Consider the following 17,522-nt stretch of genomic DNA (forward strand, 5'->3'; position numbering starts at 1 on the left):
AGCAGATCAACCGACTGACGCGCAAAGTGGGCGGTTATCGGACGTCGGGTTCCAGATTTCGCATTCCTTGGGATGTCTTCTAGAATCGGCGAAACTTCACCGAGAGCGCACCATGGCCGGCAGTCAAATCGAACGGGTTTTCAGCGTGCTGGAAAGCCTCACCAGTGATCCGCGCGGGCTGCCGATGCAGACCCTGGCCGAGCAACTGGATATTCCGAAGAGCGCGACGCACCGCCTGCTCGCCGAGCTGATCCGCCTGGGTTACGTGCGGCAGAATCCGGAAACGTTGCGCTATCACCTTTCCACCAAATTGGTTGCGATGGGCTTTCAATATCTGTCGAGCAGCGGTGCCGACATTTTGCAGCCGGTGCTCGATCGACTGGCCCAGGAAACCGGTGAGCTGGTGCGCCTTGGTGTGATTGACGGCGAGCGCCAGACCTGGATTGCCAAGGCCCAGGGTGCGCGCACCGGTCTGCGTTACGACCCGGACATGGGCCGCGATGCGCCGCTGTTCTACACCGCGTCGGGCCATGCGTGGCTGGCGTGCATGAGCGACGCCGAGGCGTTGTCGCTGGTCGAGCGCCAGGGCGCGGAGGTGCCGGCGGATATCGGGCCCAACGCGCCGCGCTCCAATATTGAACTGCTCGAACGCCTGCGCGTGGCGCGGGAGCAGGGGTATGCATGTGTAGAGGAAAGCTCGGCGGTGGGCACGTCGGCGATTGCTGCCGTGGTGAAACATCCCGCCGATGGTCGGGTGATTGGCGTGCTCAGCATCGCCGGCCCAAGCGCCCGGATGCCGGGGGCGCGATTGCATGAACTGGCGCCGCTGTTGCTAACTTTCACCGAGGAGCTGTCGGCGGCCAGCCTGGCCTCGGAATTGTTCGTTTAAGCAAAGCTGTGCGCTGTTCGCCCACTTTTCAGTCGGGCGGGTGTGAGAATCTGGAACCGGGTTCTAAATTGTTGATTGAGTGAGTTTTCCCACAACAATCACAAGAGGATCGCACCTTGAACCCGCCCCTTCGCATCGCCCTGATCGGCGCCGGTAACATGGGCCAGCAACATTACCGGCACCTGAAACATCTCACTGAGGCCATGTTATGCGCCGTGGCCGATCCCGGCCCTCAGGCACCGGCCCTGGCGGCGGAGTGGGGTGTGGCGCATTTCACCGATCACCGTCAGATGCTGGAGCAGAACCGGCCAGACGCCGTGATCGTCGCCAATCCGAATAATCAGCACGTCAGCACTGCGCTGGATTGTCTCGCCGCTGGTGTTCCGGTGTTGCTGGAAAAACCGGTGGGCGTAAACCTGGATGAGGCGCGGGAACTGGTGGCGGCGGTGAAACGCAGTGGCGTGCCGGTGCTGGTTGGCCATCATCGGCGGCACAATCCGTTGATCGTGCGGGCCCATGAACTGGTCAAGGGCGGAGCATTGGGGCGGCTGACTCTGGTGACTGCGTTGTTCCAACTGCGCAAGCCTGACCAGTATTTCGAAACCGCGTGGCGGCGCGAAGAGGGCGCGGGCATGCTGTTGACCAATCTGATTCACGACCTCGATCTGCTGCGTCATCTGTGCGGCGAAGTGCGTTCGGTGCAGGCGATCACCGACCGTGCGTTGCGTGGTTTTGCCAATGAAGACAGCGCGGCGATCCTGCTGCAGTTCGACGGCGGAGCGCTGGGTACGCTGACCGGTTCCGATGCGGTGGCGGCGCCGTGGAGCTGGGAGTTGAACTCCGGGGAAAACCCGGCCTATCCGCGCCAGGCCGATCAACCTTGCTACTTGCTGGCGGGAACGGCCGGAGCCTTGAGCATTCCGCAGCTCAAGCGCTGGCATTACCGCGCCGATCAGGTGGACGCCGGTTGGCACGAGCCGTTGCTGTCGGTCGATGAACCGTTCACGCCTGATGAAGCGCTGCGGTTGCAGTTGCAGCATTTCGTCCGCGTGGCGCGACGGGAGGTTGAACCGCTGGTGAGTGCCGCCGATGCCGCCCGCACTCTGGCGCTGGTCGAGGCCATCCGTGAAGCAGCGGCCAGCGGTCGCGCCACCGAACCTGCGCAGATCGAGGCCTGAACATGAATGAACGAATTCTGTCCCTCGCCAGCCTGACCGTGCTGGAGTTGTCGCCACCCGAGATGGTCGAGGTCGCGGCCCGTGCCGGTTACAGCCATGTCGGCCTGCGTCTGGAGCCGGCGACGCCCGAGGAATATCACTTTCCATTGGTAGCCGATGGCGATTTGCGGCGTCAGACACTGGCGCGTTTGCGTGACACCGGAATCGGCGTGCTCGACGTGGAAATCCTGCGTTTGAAACCGCAGACGGTGGTTGCGGATTTCGAACAACTGCTTAGCGTCGGCGCGGAGTTCGGTGCCAGTGAATTGCTGGTCGCCGGTAACGATCCTGACGAACAGCGGCTCACCGATAATTTCGCGGCACTCTGCGATCTGGCGGCGCCCTACGGTTTGCATCCGCATCTGGAGTTCATGCCATGGACCGATGCGCGCAATCTCGAACAGGCGTTGCGCATCGTCGACAAGGCCGGGCGCGAAAACGGGGCGGTACTGGTCGATGCGTTTCACTTCGACCGTTCCGGATCGCGGCTGGAGGATCTGGACGGTGTGCCGCCCTCGCGGCTGCGCTATGCACAGTTGTGCGATGTTGCCGGGCCGAGGCCGACGGACATGGCCGAGATCTTGCGTCAGGCTCGCAATGAACGACGGTTTCCCGGCGAGGGCGATTGTGACTTGATCGGTTTGTTGCGCAGTCTTCCGGCTAACCTTCCCCTGAGTCTGGAAATTCCCACGGTCAAATTGCTGGAGCAAGGCGTGAGTGGTTTACAGCGGGCGCAAATGGCGATCGACCGGACACGGGAATTGTTGGCCCGGCTATAAGTCTGCTTCAAGGGGCGAGGGCGCACGCGTCCTCGTCACCGTTTATTTTTCATTCAGAGAGAGCCCATGACCGTCAGCACTCCGCTTTCCGGCGTCAACCAACCCTTCAAGGGGATCTTGCTGATTGTCGTGGCAACCTTCCTGTTCTCCAGCCACGACGCGCTGTCGAAATACCTTTCGGGTTTTTATCCGATCGTGATGGTGGTGTGGGCGCGGTATCTGGTGCACACGCTGCTGATGGCGGGGATTTTCCTGCCGCAGTCCGGGCTGCGCGTGCTGCGCACCAAACGTCCGTTGTGGCAGTTGGCGCGGGCGTTGTGCCTGTTGGGCACCAGCCTGTTTTTCACCACAGCGTTGCTGTACATCCCGCTGGCCGAGGCCACGGCGGTCAACTTTCTTGCTCCGGTGCTGGTGACGGCGCTGTCGGTGCCGCTGCTCAAGGAACGGGTGACGCGCGGTCAGTGGATCGCGGTGGTGTGCGGGTTCATCGGTGTGCTGATCATCGTCCATCCGGGCGGTGACTTGTTCACCCCGGCGATTCTGTTGCCGTTCTGCTCGGCGCTGTTTTTCTGCTTCTATCAGTTGCTCACCCGCAAGCTCGCGGAAATCGACAGCCCGACCACCAGCAACTTTTTCGCCGGGTTGTGCAACACGCTGGTGATGAGTGCGCTGGTGCCGTTCTTCTGGCAGGTGCCGAGTCTGGGGCATGCCTTGTTGATGCTGGCGCTGGGCAGTTGCGGAATGACCGCGCACCTGTTTCTGACCCAGGCGTTCCGCCATGCCGCGCCGGCGTTGCTGGCGCCGTTCGGTTATTGCCAGATTGTGTTTGCGGGGTTGTTGGGCTGGTTGCTGTTTGCTCACACGCCGACCCTGATGACGGTGATCGGGATTGCGGTGATCTGTTGCAGCGGGCTGGCGGCAGCGTGGCAGCAGAGCCTGCGCTGAAGACGTGACCGGCCTGAGATCAGGCCGGTCAGTGCAGGAAGGCTACTTAGTATTGAAGGGCTACTCGGTAACGGTAGGAATCTTGCGCGGTGCCATGAAGTACATCCAGGTCAGCGCGATGAAGTACATCGCCGGAATCAGGGTGAACAGCACGGTGTAGTTGTTATTGGTGACGGTCAGGATGTGGCCGACGATCTGGGTCATGAACATCCCGCCGATCGCCGCGCACATGCCGCCGAAACCGAACACCGTGCTCATCATGTGCTTGGGCGTGTAGTCCATCACCAGGCTCCAGATGTTCGCTGTCCAGGCCTGATGCGCGCCGATGGCCAGAGAGATGGCGGCAACCGCGATCCACAGGTTGGCGGAGCCGGCGGCCATGACCACGCCGATGATGCAGCAGGCGAACAGGAACATCGACAGCAGCCGCGCCTTGATCGAGTTCATGCCGCGACCGATCAGGAACGAAGACAGAATCCCGCCGCCCACGCTGCCGAAGTCGGCGGTGACGTAGATGATGATCAGCGGAATGCCCATCTGGGTAACGTTGATGCCCAGGTTGTATTGCTGATTGAGAAACGGCGGCAACCAGTACAGGTAGAACCAGAACACCGGCGCGGTCAGCGAGTAAGCGAGGGCGAAGGCCCAGGTACCGCGCATGCGCAGGATCTTCGAGAACGGCACGCGGGCCTGTTCCGGTTCGACTTCTTTCTGGATGTATTCCAGCTCCGACTGCTTAACGTTTGGGTGATCTTCCGGGTTGAAATACTTCAGGCCCCAGAACAGCAGCCAGATCCCGCCCAGTGCCGACATGCACAGGAACGCAGCCTGCCAGCCCCACACGTGAAGGATCAGCGGCAGCAGCATCGGGGTGAACATCGCACCGACGTTGGTGCCGGCGTTGAAGATGCCGGTGGCCACGGCGCGCTCGCCGGCCGGGAACCACAGGCGTGTGGTCTTCACACAAGCCGGGTAGTTCGCCGCTTCAGTCAGGCCGAGGATGAACCGGCAGACCATGAAGCCCACCGCCGAGGTCGCCAGGCCGTGGGCGCCGGTGGCCAGGCTCCAGAGCAGCACCGCGCAGAAGAACACGCGCTTGACGCCGACCCGATCGATCAGCCGTCCTTGCAGCACGAAGCCGATCGCGTAGCCGACCTGAAACCAGAAGTTGATGTTGGCGTAGTCCATCGCCGTCCAGCTCATTTCCTTGGCGAGGATCGGCTGCATGACGCCGAGAGCGGCGCGGTCGATGTAGTTCAGCGTGGTGGCGAAAAACACCAGCGCCAGCATGCCCCAACGGGTCTTGCCGACGGCCATGGCGCCGCGGATCTTGTCGCCGATGCCACCCGTGGCAGTGCTCATGGCCGGAGCCATGCGGGAAGTCTGTGAAGGAATCATGTGTTCCACCCGTTTTTGGATTTGTTATTTGGTGTGCTTTTCTTGTGCACGCTGCGACCGGTGGTTCAGTTCCGGACTCAAGGTGAGACGGATGTTGGGCAGTGGACGAAAAATCGTCAATTCGCCAAACCGGCATTCTGTTCGATAATCGCACGCAAAACTAACCGGGTAGTACAGTTTAAATTGCTCAATGAAAAACCGGGACCAATAATTCGCTCACCCTATAAAAGCGGCGCAATTTCCGTAGCCGACGTCTCCACCGGGAGTTGAAACATGCAGCGATCCATTGCCACCGTCTCCTTGAGCGGAACCCTGCCGGAAAAACTCGAAGCCATTGCCGCCGCCGGGTTCGACGGGGTGGAGATTTTCGAGAACGATCTTCTGTATTACGACGGCAGCCCCCGGGAAATCCGGCAGATGTGCGCCGACCTCGGGATCGCCATCACGCTGTTCCAGCCGTTCCGCGATTTCGAAGGCTGCCGCCGTGATCGTCTGGACCGTAACCTGGAGCGGGCCGAGCGCAAGTTCGACCTGATGCAGGAACTGGGCACCGACCTGGTGCTGGTCTGCAGCAATGCCTCCCCCGACAGTATTGGCGATCAACAGATCCTCATCGACGACCTGCGCCTGCTGGCCGAGCGCGCCGGCGCCCGTGGCCTGCGTATCGGTTATGAAGCGCTGGCCTGGGGCCGTCACGTCAATACTTATCAACAGGTCTGGGACATCGTGCGTCAGGCCGATCACCCGGCCCTCGGCGTGTTGCTCGACAGCTTCCACACCTTGTCGCTCAAGGGCGATCCACGGGCGATTGCCGAGATTCCCGGCGACAAGATTTTCTTCGTGCAAATGGCCGACGCGCCGATCCTGGCGATGGACGTGCTGGAGTGGAGCCGGCATTTCCGCTGCTTCCCGGGGCAGGGCGAATTCGATCTGCCGGGTTTCCTCGCACCGATCATCCAGAGTGGTTACACCGGACCGCTGTCGCTGGAAATCTTCAACGACGGCTTCCGCGCCGCACCGCCTCGGGCCAATGCGGCCGACGGTCTGCGTTCGCTGCTGTACCTGGAGGAGAAAACCCGCCAGCGTCTGGAGCAGGACATCCGTCCTGTGGATAACCGCAAAATCCTCTTCGAAACGCCGAAGGCCAGCGAGTACAACGGCATCGAGTTTCTTGAGTTCGCCGTGGATGAAAGCCTCGGGGCCAAGCTGTCGAACTGGCTGGAGCGGCTGGGTTTTGTCAAGGCCGGTCAGCATCGTTCCAAGAGCGTCAGCCTGTTGCGTCAGGGCGATATCAACCTGATCCTCAACTCGGAACCCTATTCGTTCGGCCACAGCTTTTTCGAGGCCCACGGCCCGTCGCTGTGCGCCACCGCCGTGCGGGTCAAGGACAGCGCCAGCGCGCTGGCCCGCGCCGTCGCTTATAAAGGTCAGCCGTATCGCGGACTGGTCGGCCCCAACGAACTGGAGCTGGCGGCGGTGCGTGCGCCGGACGGCAGCCTGATTTACCTGGTGGATCAGGAAGCGGATGTCTACGGCACCGACTTCAATCTGCTGCCGGACGCGGTGGCTCGCGGCGGGCTCAAGCGCATCGATCACATGGCCATGGCGCTGCCGGCGGACAGCCTCGACAGCTGGGTGCTGTTCTACAAGAGCCTGCTGGATTTCGAGGCTGATGACGAAGTGGTGCTGCCGGATCCTTACGGGCTGGTGAAGAGTCGCGCGCTGCGTAGCCGCGACAGTTCGATCCGTCTGCCGCTGAACATTTCCGAGAACCGCAACACCGCGATCTCACACGCGCTGTCGAGTTATCGCGGCTCCGGGGTGCATCACATCGCCTTCGATTGCGACGATATCTTCGCCGAAGTCAGCCGGGCGAAAGAGGCGGGCGTGCCGCTGCTGGACATCCCGCTGAACTATTACGACGACCTGGCGGCGCGCTTCGATTTCGATGACGAATTCCTCAGCGAGCTGGCGTACTACAACGTGCTGTACGACCGCGATGCACAAGGCGGCGAGTTGTTCCACGTCTACACCGAGCCGTTCGAAGGGCGTTTCTTCTTCGAGATCATCCAGCGCAAGAACGGTTACGCGGGTTATGGCGCGGCTAACGTCGCGGTGCGGCTGGCGGCGATGGCCAAATCACGCAGTGGCGCCGTTCGCCAGGCCAAGTTGTAGGAAATTCGTAAACGCGGGATTAAACACCGGTCGCGCGGCTTCCTTCACTGGGGCGCGCGGCCCATAATCGCCAGCCTGTGCAGTGATGGCCGTGAGCCCGCAATGACGATGACTTCAGAACTTTCCGCAGCCTCCGATCTACCCGCGGTAGAGCCGCGCAAAAGTCGCAAGAACAACCCGGAAAAGACCCGCGAGAATATCCTGCAGGAGGCGATCGTCGAGTTCGTCCAGCAGGGTCTGTCCGGCGCTCGCGTCGACGCGATCGCCGAGCGCATCCACACCTCCAAGCGCATGATCTATTATTACTTCGGCAGCAAGGAGCAGTTGTACGTCGAGGTGCTGGAGAAGCTCTACGGAGATATCCGCAACACCGAGAACCGTCTGCACCTGGCCGAACTGCCGCCGGTGGAAGCGATCCGGCGTCTGGTGGAGTTCACCTTCGATCACCACGATCGCAACGTCGATTTCGTGCGGATCGTCAGCATCGAAAACATCCACAACGCCGAGTACGTGAAGCGTTCCGACGCGATCAAGGCTATGAACAACACCATCCTCGATTCACTGGGCGAGATTCTGCGTCGCGGTGCTGAAGAGGGCGTGTTCCGCGCCGGGCTCGACGCGCTGGACGTGCATCTGCTGATCAGTTCGTTCTGCTTCTATCGCGTATCGAACCGCCATACGTTCGGTGAGATCTTTCAGATCGACCTGCCGGACGAAAGCATTAAGCAGCGTCATCGCGAGATGATTTGCGAGTCGGTGCTGCGCTACCTGCAGGCGTGACCGAAGTCGAGGGGGCGTCGCCCCCCTCACGGTTTTATCCCTTCATGCTTTGAAAATGCGCGAGCATTCGCTGCGCATCCGGCACTCTGCCGCTGAACAGCTCAAACGCCTTCACCGCCTGAAACACCGCCATGTTGCCGCCATCCAGGGTTCGGCAACCCAGCGCGCGGGCGTTGCGCAGCAGTTCGGTTTCCAGTGGGAAATACACGATCTCCGCCACCCACAACTCGGGTCGCAGCAACGCCGCCGGCACGGGCATGCCCGGTAATTTGGCCATGCCCATCGGCGTGGTGTTTACCAGGCCATTCGCCTGACTCAGTGTGCTCGCCAGATCATGCCCGGCAACCGCCCGGCCAGCGCCGAAATGCTGGTTGAGGTTGTTGGCCAGGCTATCGGCCCGCTCCACGTCCACATCAAAAATGCTCAGTTGCTGTACGCCTTCGCTCAACAAGGCGTGGGCGACTGCCGCACCGGCGCCGCCAGCGCCCATCTGGACCACACGTTCGCGGGCGACGTCTGGCAGGCCGCGACGAAAACCTTCGGCAAAACCCAGGCAATCGGTGTTGTGGCCGACGCGTTTGCCGTCCTTCAGCACCACTGTGTTCACGGCGCCGATGCCTCGGGCTTCCGGAGACAATTCATCGAGCAGCGGGATGATTGCCTGCTTGCACGGGAAGGTGATGTTCAGCCCGGTGTAATTCATCCGTTCGGCGGCCAGCAGCAGGTCGGGCAGGGCGTTGCTGTCCAGTTGCAGTTGATCGAGATCGATCAGCCGGTAAAGGTAACGCAGACCCTGTTCGTCGCCTTCGTGCTCGTGCAGCGCCGGGGTGCGGGAGGCCTGGATGCCGGCGCCGATCAGCCCGGCGAGTATCACGTTGTTGCGGTTCATGCGGATCGCCCCTTCAGCCGCTGGCTGAAATGTTCCAGGGCCAGGCGATAGCCGTGGCTGCCGAAGCCGCACATCACGGCTGTGGCGATGGCCGAGACGAACGAATGGTGACGGAACGGCTCGCGGGCGTGGACGTTGGACAGGTGCACTTCGATCACCGGCAATTCGCTGGCGACCAGAGCGTCGCGGATCGCGACCGAGGTGTGAGTCCAGGCGGCTGGGTTGATCACGATGCCGGCGCAGCGCTGACGGGCGCCGTGAATCCAGTCGAGCAGTTCGCCTTCGTGGTTGGTCTGGCGAAACTCCACGGCCAGGCCGAACTCTTCGGCGGCGCGCCCGCACAGGGCAGAAATGTCGGCCAGGGTTTCGTGACCGTAGGTCGCCGGTTCACGGGTGCCGAGCAGGTTCAGGTTCGGGCCGTTGAGCACCAGAACGATAGGGGGCATGGGGGCAAACTCCACTTATTGTTTTTGGCTTGGGCCGAGGGTTTCGACCTGTGGAGTTAAATTGTACTAGATGGTTACTTTAATCAATTGCTCTGCATCGACAGCCCGGTTTTGTGTGCGGTGATCGCACACTGGTGCAATTCAGTGCGGCAACTTCTCGACCAGAAAATCGATGAAAGCCCTGACCCGCAGCGGCATGTGGCGATTCTGCGGGTACAGCAGCGTGAACGGTCGCGAGCGCCCGTTGTAGGGTTTGAGCACTTCTATCAGCGAGCCGTCGGCCAGTTCTTTTTCGACGATGAAGCGATAAGTCTGGAATAACCCGGCACCGTGCCTGGCCAGGGTCACGCCACCGAGCACATCGTCCGAGCAGCAGAAATTGCCCTCGGCGAGGATTTCCCGTGGCGCGTCTTCGTCGTAAAACAGCCAGGTGATCCGCCGCCCACTGCTGGGTAATTCGTACTGAATGCACTCGTGCTGTTCGAGGTCTTCGAGGGTCTGCGGCGTACCGGCGCGTTTCAGGTAATCGGGGCTGGCAACCATCACCAGCGCCGCATCTTCCAGATGCCGGGCGATCAAACCCGAATCGGGAATCGCGCGCACGCGGATCGCCATGTCGTAGCCCTCGCCGACGAAGTCGATGTTGCGGTTGCTGATGTGCATGTCGACCTTCACCTGCGGGAATCGCGCGCGAAAGGCCGGCAGCAGCGGCAGGATCCGGTGATGGGCGTAAGTCGTAGGAATACTGATACGCAGGATGCCGGACGGTTCCTGCTGCTGGCCCATGACTTCCCGTTGCGCCTCGACCAGTTGAGCCAGCGCTTGGCTGCATTCTTCGTAATAGCGACGGCCGCTATCGGTCAGTTTCACGCTGCGGGTGGTGCGTGCAAACAGCCGCACGCCCAGGCGTTCTTCCATGCGTGATACCGAGCGGCTCACCGCTGCCGGCGTCACCGAAGCCGCCTGCGCCGCGCCGGTGAAACTGCCGCACTCGGCGGCCAGGCAAAACAACTCGATGCTGCCCAGCTGAAGATCGTCGAAGTGTCGCTGCATGATTGATTACACCGGGGAATGAGTCTTCGTATGTAGCAAATGCGCAGCCGGTGCGAAAGAACTGCTTACCATTTTGCCCGCGGCTTTTTCGGCTCCCGCACTAGGCTCGAAAGGTAACGGCCACAGCAGACGTTGGCGCCGATGGTCGGATTTGCCAGGGAATGGCAAGTGTTGAAACGTTTAAACCTAACGGATGGGTTAGCATGAAGGTATGCAGTTACAAAGGACTGTCAGTGGTGATCATGTTGCGTGACGAACATTGTCCGCCCCACGCACATGTGGATGCAGGCGCCTGGAGCGCCCGCTTCAAATTCAGTTTCTGGCACAACGGCGTCGAACTGTGGGATGTGGTGCCGTTGTCGCATCGACCGCCGGTCAGTCTGCTTGAAGGGCTGCGCCAGTCGCTGCGCGAAACCGATCATCTGCGGCGGGCCCGCTGGATCTGGTGGACTCGATTGCGCACCGCTTGTCTCGACAATCAGTGGTGGGACGGACAGTCGAATCAGGTGGCGGTGCTGCGGGAGGTCACCAGCACGAGTTTCAGGATCGGATCTGCGTATTACGAGCCTGAGGTCAACAAAACCCTGTTGGCCCTGGTCGGCGCTCACGAAGGAGTGGAAATAGAACTATGAAAACAGTCAAAGCCGCCTTGCACGCGGATCGGCCCGTCACGGAAAAACGTCTGGACGAAGCCGTCGACCGTGGCGGCGTGCGCCGACGCAGCAGCCTGCAAGCCGTGTCGGTGGCCTTTCAGAAACCATGCCTGGTGATTCACTTCGAGGACAACAGCGGCGTGTTGCTGCCAGTGAATCTCTACCGGGAATTCGATGATTTCGAACCGGAAGACTTCAGCGGATTGAACGTCGGCTTTGCCGGCACCGCGCTGTGCCATGATGGCAAGGATCTGCAGGTTTCCATCGCCGGCATGATCTCGGCCAGTCAACCATTGATGGCCATGGCCGCCTCGGTGATCGCTTCGCGCAATGGCCGCCAGAGCAGCACCGCGAAAGCCGAAGCTGCCCGGGCCAACGGCAGGAAGGGCGGGCGCCCGCGCAAGATCGATCCCGTGCCATGAACAGGCACAAAAAAGCCGTCGGTGAGGACGGCTTTCTTGTTTCTGGCACTTGCGATCAACGTCGGGTCAGCAGCACGCCGGATTCCATGTGGTGAGTCCACGGGAACTGGTCGAACAGCGCACAGCGCGTGATGCGGTGCGTGTCGTGCAGCTGGGCGATGTTGGCCGCCAGGGTCTCGGGGTTGCAGGAGATGTACAGGATGTTGTCGAAGCGACGGGTCAGTTCGCAGGTGTCCGGGTCCATGCCGGCCCGTGGCGGGTCGACGAACACGCTGCCGAACTCGTAGCTTTTCAGGTCGATGCCGTGCAGGCGACGGAACGGGCGAACTTCGTTCAGGGCTTCGGTCAGCTCTTCGGCGGACAGGCGCACCAGAGTCACGTTATCCACAGCGTTTTCGGCCAGGTTGCTCAACGCGGCGTTGACCGAGGTCTTGCTGATTTCGGTGGCCAGCACTTTGCGCACGCGGGTCGCCAGCGGCAGGGTGAAGTTGCCATTGCCGCAGTACAGCTCCAGCAGATCGTCGCTGCGATCGCCCAGTGCTTCGTATGCCCAGTTGAGCATCTTCTGGTTCACGGTGCCGTTGGGTTGGGTGAACGCGCCTTCCGGTTGGCGATAGCTGAATGTGCGACCGCCAACGTCGAGTTTCTCGACCACGTAATCGAGGCCGAGCACTTCGCGCTTGCCCTTGGAGCGACCGATGATGCTGACGCCCAGATCCGCCGCCAGTTTGGTCGCCGCCGCATGCCAGTGCTCGTCCAGCGGACGGTGATAGCACAGGGTGATCATCGCGTCGCCGGCCAAGGTGGTCAGAAACTCCACCTGAAACAGCTTGTGGCTCAGCGCCGCGCTGGCCTGCCAGGCAGCCTTCAATTGCGGCATCAACTGGTTGATGCGCAGGCTGGCGATCGGGAATTCCTCGATCAGGATCGGCGTGCGCTTGTCGTCCTGAGAAAACATCGCGTAGTGCCGCTCACCGCCCTCGCGCCACAGGCGGAATTCGGCGCGCAGGCGGAAGTTCTGCAAAGGCGAGTCGAACACCGTTGGCTCCGGTGCATCGAACGGGGCCAGCAGGTCACGCAGGCGCGTGACTTTGTCTTCGAGTTGTGCGGCGTAGGCCTGGGAATCAAAAGTCATGCGTTGAACCAACCCAGCTTGATCACGAACAGAATCGACAGGATCACCAGCGCCGGGTTCAGCTCACGGGCGCGGCCGGACAGCAGTTTGATTGCAGTCCAGGCGATGAAGCCGAAGGCGATGCCGTTGGCGATGGAATAGGTGAAAGGCATCGCCAGGGCGGTGACCACGACCGGCGCGGCGACGGTGATGTCTTCCCAGTCTATTTCCGCCAGGCCCGAAGTCATCAGCACGGCGACGAACAGCAGCGCTGGTGCGGTGGCGAAGGCCGGTACGCTGGAGGCCAGTGGCGAGAAGAACAGCGCCAGCAGGAACAGGATTGCGACGACGATGGCGGTCAGGCCGGTGCGGCCGCCGGCACTCACGCCCGCAGCGGATTCGATGTAGCTGGTGGTGGTCGAGGTGCCCAGCAGCGAACCGACCATCGCCGCCGTACTGTCGGCGATCAGTGCACGGCCCATTTTCGGCATGTGGCCTTCCTTGCCCATCAGGCCGGCGCGCTTGGCGACGCCGATCAGGGTGCCGGAGTTGTCGAACAGGTCAACGAACAGGAAGGCGAAGATCACGCTGACCAGGCCGATGTCCAGCGCGCCCTTGATGTCCAGTTGCAGGAAGGTCGGGGCCAGCGAAGGTGGCATCGAGGTCACGCCGCCGAACGGGGTGAAGCCCATCACGATCGAGACGATGGTCACCGCGAGAATGCCGATCAGCACTGCGCCGCGCACTTTCAGGGCTTCAAGGGCAACGATCAGGGCGAAACCGAGAGTGGCGAGGATCGGGGCCGGTTGTTTCAGGTCGCCGAGGCCGACCATGGTCGCCGGGTTGCTGACCACGATACCGGCGTTGTGCAGGGCGATCAGCGCCAGGAACAGGCCGATACCGGCAGCAATCGCCGAGCGCAGCGGCAGCGGGATGCTGTTGATGATCCATTCACGGATGCGGAAGATCGACAGCAGGAAGAAGCACACGGCGGAAATGAACACCGCGCCCAGCGCCACTTGCCAGGTGTGGCCCATGTGCAGCACGACGGTGTAGGTAAAGAAGGCGTTCAGACCCATGCCCGGTGCGAGAGCGATCGGGTAGTTGGCGATCAGGCCCATGACCGTGGAGCCGATGGCGGCTGCCAGGCACGTGGCGACGAACACCGCGCCTTTGTCCATGCCGGTCTCGCCGAGGATGCTCGGGTTGACGAACAGAATGTAGGCCATGGCCAGGAAGGTCGTGACGCCCGCGAGAATCTCGGTCCGCACGTTGGTGTTGTGTGCCTTGAGTTGAAACAGCCTTTCCAGCATGTCTGCTCCCCGTGGCGCGCGTGGCGCCGTGAATGTATCGACCTCAACAGCAAAGCACAGACCGTCGCAAGCGCCTGGAAAATTGTGGTGGGCCGGAAAAAGCCGCGCATCATACCAGCAGCGTGAGGAAGATGGCGGATGTTGGTGTCGATCGTCGGCGAAGTTTTGCACCACGGCCAACTACGCCATACTGCGCGCTGTTTTTTCGGGGATGGATCGCATGAACAAGGGTTGGATGAAGACCGCTGGACTGATGGCCTTGTGGCTGGCCGGTACACCGATGGTACTCGCGGCGTCGGCACCGCCATTGAGCGAGGTGAAAGTCATCAAGGTTCAGTCGTCGTCCTGCGGGCTCGAAGACATTACCGATGGCCAGGTGCAGACCCGTTGCGATCACAGCGCGCCGGGCATCAAGGTCTATGTGCTGGAAATCGGCTACGGCCAGAGCCAGCCTCAGGCTGCACTGGACGGCTTTGAAGTGAACGGCACCCGGAGTCCGGTCTGTGCCTTCGATAACGGCAACCTGACCGAATGCACGCCGGGCGCGAAAACCGTCGGTTCGCTGTACACCTTCGATCTGGCGACTCGTCAGGAAGGCACCTTTACCTTCAGCAACACCTCGATCAACGCCCCGCGCAACACGATGTCGACCCAGCTTTACATCAAGTAACGGCTGTCGCTGAACAGGGCAGGGCAAAGCTGACTACGCTTTAAAGATCACCCAGCGGATGGCGCCCATGACCTTTAGAGCCCTGATTACCCTCGCCGAGGGCATCGATGATCTGCAATGCGTAACCCTGATCGACGTGCTGCGCCGCGCCGGCATCGAAGTGGTGGCGGCCAGCATCGAGGGCCGGCGCATGCTGACCTGCGCCCGAGGCACGCGACTGACCGCCGACGGCATGCTCATTGATGTGCTGGCCCAGACCTTCGACCTGATTGTCTTGCCCGGCGGTGCGGTCGGCGCACAACACCTTGCCGCGCACCAGCCTCTGCAACAACTGCTAAAGGATCAGGCCAGTGCCGGACGACTGTTCGCCGCCATCGCCGAAGCCCCGGCCGTCGCCCTGCAAAGCTTCGGTGTATTACGTCAACGCCGGATGACCTGCCTGCCCGTCAGCAGTCATAACCTTTCCGGTTGCACATTTGTTGATCAACCGGTGGTGGTCGACGGTAATTGCATCACCGCCCAGGGCTCCGGCGCCGCGCTTGCGTTTGCGCTGACACTGGTCGAGCAACTGGCGGGCAAGGCCGCCAGAGCAAAGGTGGCGGGGGAGTTGCTGGCCTGAGAAGGTCAGGCGTGAGCAGCGATTGGTCGAATGGCTGGCTGCTCACGGTGCTCGGCTTGCCAAAGGTCGTAATCGGTTTGAACGCCTAGCCACATGCGAGCCTTGCCAATCCCCGCGCGTTCCAGTCGCACGGCCAGATCCGGGCTGATCGGCGCATGTCCGTGCAAAACGCGAGATAGATGAGGACGAGCGAATCCCAGATGCCGAGCCAATTCGGTAACGCTGATGCCAAGTTCCGGCAATACGTCCATCAGCAGTGTTTCACCGGGGTGTGGCGGGTTGTGCATGGGCATGAGCCTGCCTCCTGTCAGTGGTAATCCAGATAGTCGATCAGTTCGATATCCGAACCTGCAAATCGAAAGATAACCCGCCAGTTCCCGGACACACTGAGTGACCAGTACTCGCAAAGCTCCCCTTTCAGTGGATGCAGACGCCAACCGGGAAGGTCCAGATCCCCGGGAGCCGCTGCGCGATCCATGAACTGCAGCATGCGCGATAGCCGTTTAGCGTGATCGGCACGAATCCCGCGAGTCGAACCGGTTTCATAGAAGCCGCGAAGGCCTTTGTGCTGAAAGGATTTGATCATGCGGCGAGTGTAAGGCGATACATTACACTCAATGCGGTATCTATGTACCGCATCTTTTCGAGCTATTTGTGCTTGGGGGATGGCCCCGCTGGTGGAGCCGGTGTAGCTAGGCCTTCACCTCTTCCACCGGCACATGCATCCGGTCGCGGTTGGCCAGGGTCGGGAACAGTTTGATCCAGGTTCCGGTCACCACCAGCGTGCCGATGCCGCCCATCACCACCGCCGGCACGGTGCCGAACCAATGCGCGGTGAGACCGGACTCGAATTCGCCCAACTGGTTCGAGGCACCGATGAACAGGCCGTTCACCGCGCTGACCCGGCCGCGCATTTCGTCCGGGGTTTCCAGTTGCACGAAGGAGGCGCGGATCACCATGCTGATCATGTCCGCCGCGCCGAGCACCACCAGCACCGCCAGCGAGAACCAGAACGAGGTCGACAGACCGAAGGCGATTGTGGCCACGCCGAACACGCCGACGGCAGTAAACATCACCCGACCGACGTTTCGCTCAACGGCAAACCGCGCCAGGAACAGCGACATCATCAACGCCCCGACCGCCGGCGCCGAGCGCAGCAGCCCCAGCCCCCACGGCCCGGTCAGCAGGATGTCCTTGGCGAACACCGGCAACAGCGCCGTGGCGCCGCCGAGCAGCACGGCGAACAGATCCAGCGAAATCGCCCCGAGAATGTCCGGGCGGCTGCGAATGAAACGAATCCCCGCCAGCAACGAATCCAGCGTCGCCTTGCCTTTGTTCAGCGGAGTTTGTCGCGCGGGCAGGTTGAGCATCAGCGTGCAGGCGATGACATACAGAATGACCGTCGGCCCGTAGACCCACACGCTGCCGAAGGCATAAAGCAGACCGCCGAGCGCCGGGGCTACGATGGTGGCCGATTGCTGTGCAGATTGTGCGGCGGCGACGGCACGCGGGAACAGCGCACTGGGCACGATGCTCGGCAGCAGCGCCTGGGTGGTCGGCATCTCGAAGGAGCGTGCAGCGCCGAGCAGGAACGCCAGGATAAAGATCATTTCCCGGGTGACATGATCGGTTGCACTGCCGATGGCCAGTGCCAGGGCGATCAAGGCCTGCAACGACTGGCAGATCGCCGCGACCTTGCGCCGGTCGTAGCGATCGGCAACGTGGCCGGTGTGCAGCATGAACAAGACCCGTGGTGCGAATTCCACCAGTCCGACCAGACCCAGGTCGAGCACGTTGCCGGTCAGTTGATAGAGATTCCAGCCGATCGCCACGGTGAGCATCTGAAAACCGCTGGCGGTGAAGATCCGGGCCAACCAGAACGCAAGAAAGGGACGGTGGTGACGTAACAGCAAGGGCTCTTGGCTGGGCATTTGCGGGCCGGTCTTGATCGAGGGGAACCGCGAGATTATCACCAGTCTGTAACAGGAAGTTGCTATGACAGAAAATTTAGTTAGCCAGACATCGATTTTTCCCCGCCCGGACACCGATCCCGGCCAGGGATGTATTTCAGGGCGTTGCCATGACTGTGAGGCAACTTGTCACGCGGCAAAAGACCACGCGGTTCCCCGTCGGAAATGGGACTACTCTTTTAACGTTAAT

At 61.5% G+C, this 17,522-nt stretch carries 19 protein-coding genes; 10 read left to right on the plus strand and 9 right to left on the minus strand.

The genetic code is table 11. The features are described from left to right. Positions 1-112 precede the first annotated feature (112 nt). The 4 genes from AC07XZ_RS07540 to AC07XZ_RS07555 all read left to right on the plus strand — a co-directional run bounded on the left by AC07XZ_RS07540 (position 113) and on the right by AC07XZ_RS07555 (position 3,830). Positions 113-889 carry an IclR family transcriptional regulator gene (locus AC07XZ_RS07540; RefSeq protein ID WP_085747681.1) on the plus strand — a complete coding sequence of 259 codons (777 nt, stop codon included), beginning with the start codon at positions 113-115 and terminating at the stop codon, positions 887-889. Positions 890-1,005: 116 nt separating this feature from the next. Then, positions 1,006-2,067, plus strand: coding sequence for a Gfo/Idh/MocA family protein (locus AC07XZ_RS07545; RefSeq protein WP_102686341.1), 1,062 nt, complete (start codon positions 1,006-1,008; stop codon positions 2,065-2,067). A 2-nt stretch (positions 2,068-2,069) separates the two neighbouring features. After that, positions 2,070-2,885 carry a sugar phosphate isomerase/epimerase family protein gene (locus AC07XZ_RS07550; protein ID WP_102686340.1) on the plus strand — a complete coding sequence of 272 codons (816 nt, stop codon included), beginning with the start codon at positions 2,070-2,072 and terminating at the stop codon, positions 2,883-2,885. Positions 2,886-2,951: 66 nt separating this feature from the next. Then, positions 2,952-3,830, plus strand: a complete 879-nt coding sequence (locus AC07XZ_RS07555; protein ID WP_102686339.1) for a DMT family transporter — start codon at positions 2,952-2,954, stop codon at positions 3,828-3,830. A gap of 60 nt (positions 3,831-3,890) precedes the next feature. Here AC07XZ_RS07555 and AC07XZ_RS07560 read toward each other — a convergent pair whose 3' ends face one another. Further along, positions 3,891-5,228, minus strand: a complete 1,338-nt coding sequence (locus tag AC07XZ_RS07560; RefSeq protein ID WP_064599596.1) for an MFS transporter — start codon at positions 5,226-5,228, stop codon at positions 3,891-3,893. 273 nt (positions 5,229-5,501) lie between these two features. On the opposite strand from AC07XZ_RS07560, the gene quiC reads away from it, so the two are divergent. Together quiC and AC07XZ_RS07570 are read left to right on the plus strand one after the other, a co-directional pair. Then, on the plus strand, positions 5,502-7,403 hold the full coding sequence (quiC, locus tag AC07XZ_RS07565) for a 3-dehydroshikimate dehydratase QuiC (protein WP_102686338.1): 1,902 nt from the start codon (positions 5,502-5,504) through the stop codon (positions 7,401-7,403). Between the two features lie 102 nt (positions 7,404-7,505). Continuing rightward, the gene (locus AC07XZ_RS07570; RefSeq protein ID WP_085747685.1) at positions 7,506-8,183 is read left to right on the plus strand and encodes a TetR/AcrR family transcriptional regulator; all 678 of its coding nucleotides are present in this window, start codon (positions 7,506-7,508) and stop codon (positions 8,181-8,183) included. Positions 8,184-8,217: 34 nt separating this feature from the next. Here the strand turns inward: AC07XZ_RS07570 and AC07XZ_RS07575 are convergent, their stop codons facing one another. The 3 genes from AC07XZ_RS07575 to AC07XZ_RS07585 all read right to left on the minus strand — a co-directional run bounded on the left by AC07XZ_RS07575 (position 8,218) and on the right by AC07XZ_RS07585 (position 10,571). Next, complete coding sequence (locus AC07XZ_RS07575; RefSeq protein WP_102686337.1) at positions 8,218-9,072, minus strand: shikimate dehydrogenase; 855 nt, start codon at positions 9,070-9,072, stop codon at positions 8,218-8,220. Continuing rightward, positions 9,069-9,518 carry a type II 3-dehydroquinate dehydratase gene (aroQ, locus tag AC07XZ_RS07580; protein ID WP_064382130.1) on the minus strand — a complete coding sequence of 150 codons (450 nt, stop codon included), beginning with the start codon at positions 9,516-9,518 and terminating at the stop codon, positions 9,069-9,071. The genes AC07XZ_RS07575 and aroQ overlap by 4 nt, the downstream gene beginning before the upstream one ends. Positions 9,519-9,659: 141 nt before the next feature. Next, positions 9,660-10,571, minus strand: a complete 912-nt coding sequence (locus AC07XZ_RS07585; RefSeq protein WP_102686336.1) for a LysR family transcriptional regulator — start codon at positions 10,569-10,571, stop codon at positions 9,660-9,662. Positions 10,572-10,774: 203 nt separating this feature from the next. Here AC07XZ_RS07585 and AC07XZ_RS07590 point away from each other — a divergent pair, with 203 nt between their 5' ends. Beyond that, entirely contained in the window at positions 10,775-11,203 is a 429-nt protein-coding gene (locus AC07XZ_RS07590; RefSeq protein WP_085747688.1) for a DUF4160 domain-containing protein, read from the plus strand. Continuing rightward, positions 11,200-11,646 (plus strand): hypothetical protein, encoded by a 447-nt coding sequence (locus AC07XZ_RS07595; protein ID WP_085747689.1) that lies wholly within the window; start codon positions 11,200-11,202, stop codon positions 11,644-11,646. Before AC07XZ_RS07590 ends, AC07XZ_RS07595 begins: the two co-directional genes overlap by 4 nt. Before the next feature lie 55 nt (positions 11,647-11,701). On the opposite strand, the gene trmA is transcribed toward AC07XZ_RS07595, so the two are convergent. Beyond that, complete coding sequence (gene trmA, locus AC07XZ_RS07600) at positions 11,702-12,781, minus strand: tRNA (uridine(54)-C5)-methyltransferase TrmA (RefSeq protein ID WP_085747690.1); 1,080 nt, start codon at positions 12,779-12,781, stop codon at positions 11,702-11,704. Next, positions 12,778-14,073 carry an NCS2 family permease gene (locus tag AC07XZ_RS07605; protein ID WP_102686335.1) on the minus strand — a complete coding sequence of 432 codons (1,296 nt, stop codon included), beginning with the start codon at positions 14,071-14,073 and terminating at the stop codon, positions 12,778-12,780. The genes trmA and AC07XZ_RS07605 overlap by 4 nt, the downstream gene beginning before the upstream one ends. A gap of 220 nt (positions 14,074-14,293) precedes the next feature. Here AC07XZ_RS07605 and AC07XZ_RS07610 point away from each other — a divergent pair, with 220 nt between their 5' ends. Further along, positions 14,294-14,743 (plus strand): DUF4879 domain-containing protein, encoded by a 450-nt coding sequence (locus tag AC07XZ_RS07610; protein WP_085747691.1) that lies wholly within the window; start codon positions 14,294-14,296, stop codon positions 14,741-14,743. Between the two features lie 67 nt (positions 14,744-14,810). Next, positions 14,811-15,362: a DJ-1 family glyoxalase III gene (locus AC07XZ_RS07615; protein WP_085747765.1), complete on the plus strand. Its 552-nt coding sequence runs from the start codon at positions 14,811-14,813 to the stop codon at positions 15,360-15,362. 5 nt (positions 15,363-15,367) lie between these two features. On the opposite strand, the gene AC07XZ_RS07620 is transcribed toward AC07XZ_RS07615, so the two are convergent. The 3 genes from AC07XZ_RS07620 to AC07XZ_RS07630 form a co-directional block, all read right to left on the minus strand. Then, a complete protein-coding gene (locus tag AC07XZ_RS07620; RefSeq protein ID WP_085747692.1) occupies positions 15,368-15,655 on the minus strand; it encodes a HigA family addiction module antitoxin in 288 nt (95 codons plus the stop codon). Positions 15,656-15,669: 14 nt separating this feature from the next. After that, the gene (locus AC07XZ_RS07625) at positions 15,670-15,948 is read right to left on the minus strand and encodes a type II toxin-antitoxin system RelE/ParE family toxin (protein ID WP_085747693.1); all 279 of its coding nucleotides are present in this window, start codon (positions 15,946-15,948) and stop codon (positions 15,670-15,672) included. 106 nt (positions 15,949-16,054) lie between these two features. After that, on the minus strand, positions 16,055-17,293 hold the full coding sequence (locus AC07XZ_RS07630; RefSeq protein WP_102686334.1) for an MFS transporter: 1,239 nt from the start codon (positions 17,291-17,293) through the stop codon (positions 16,055-16,057). Positions 17,294-17,522 lie beyond the last annotated feature (229 nt).

The organism is Pseudomonas sp. GW458-11-26-14-LB4 (assembly GCF_059423925.1).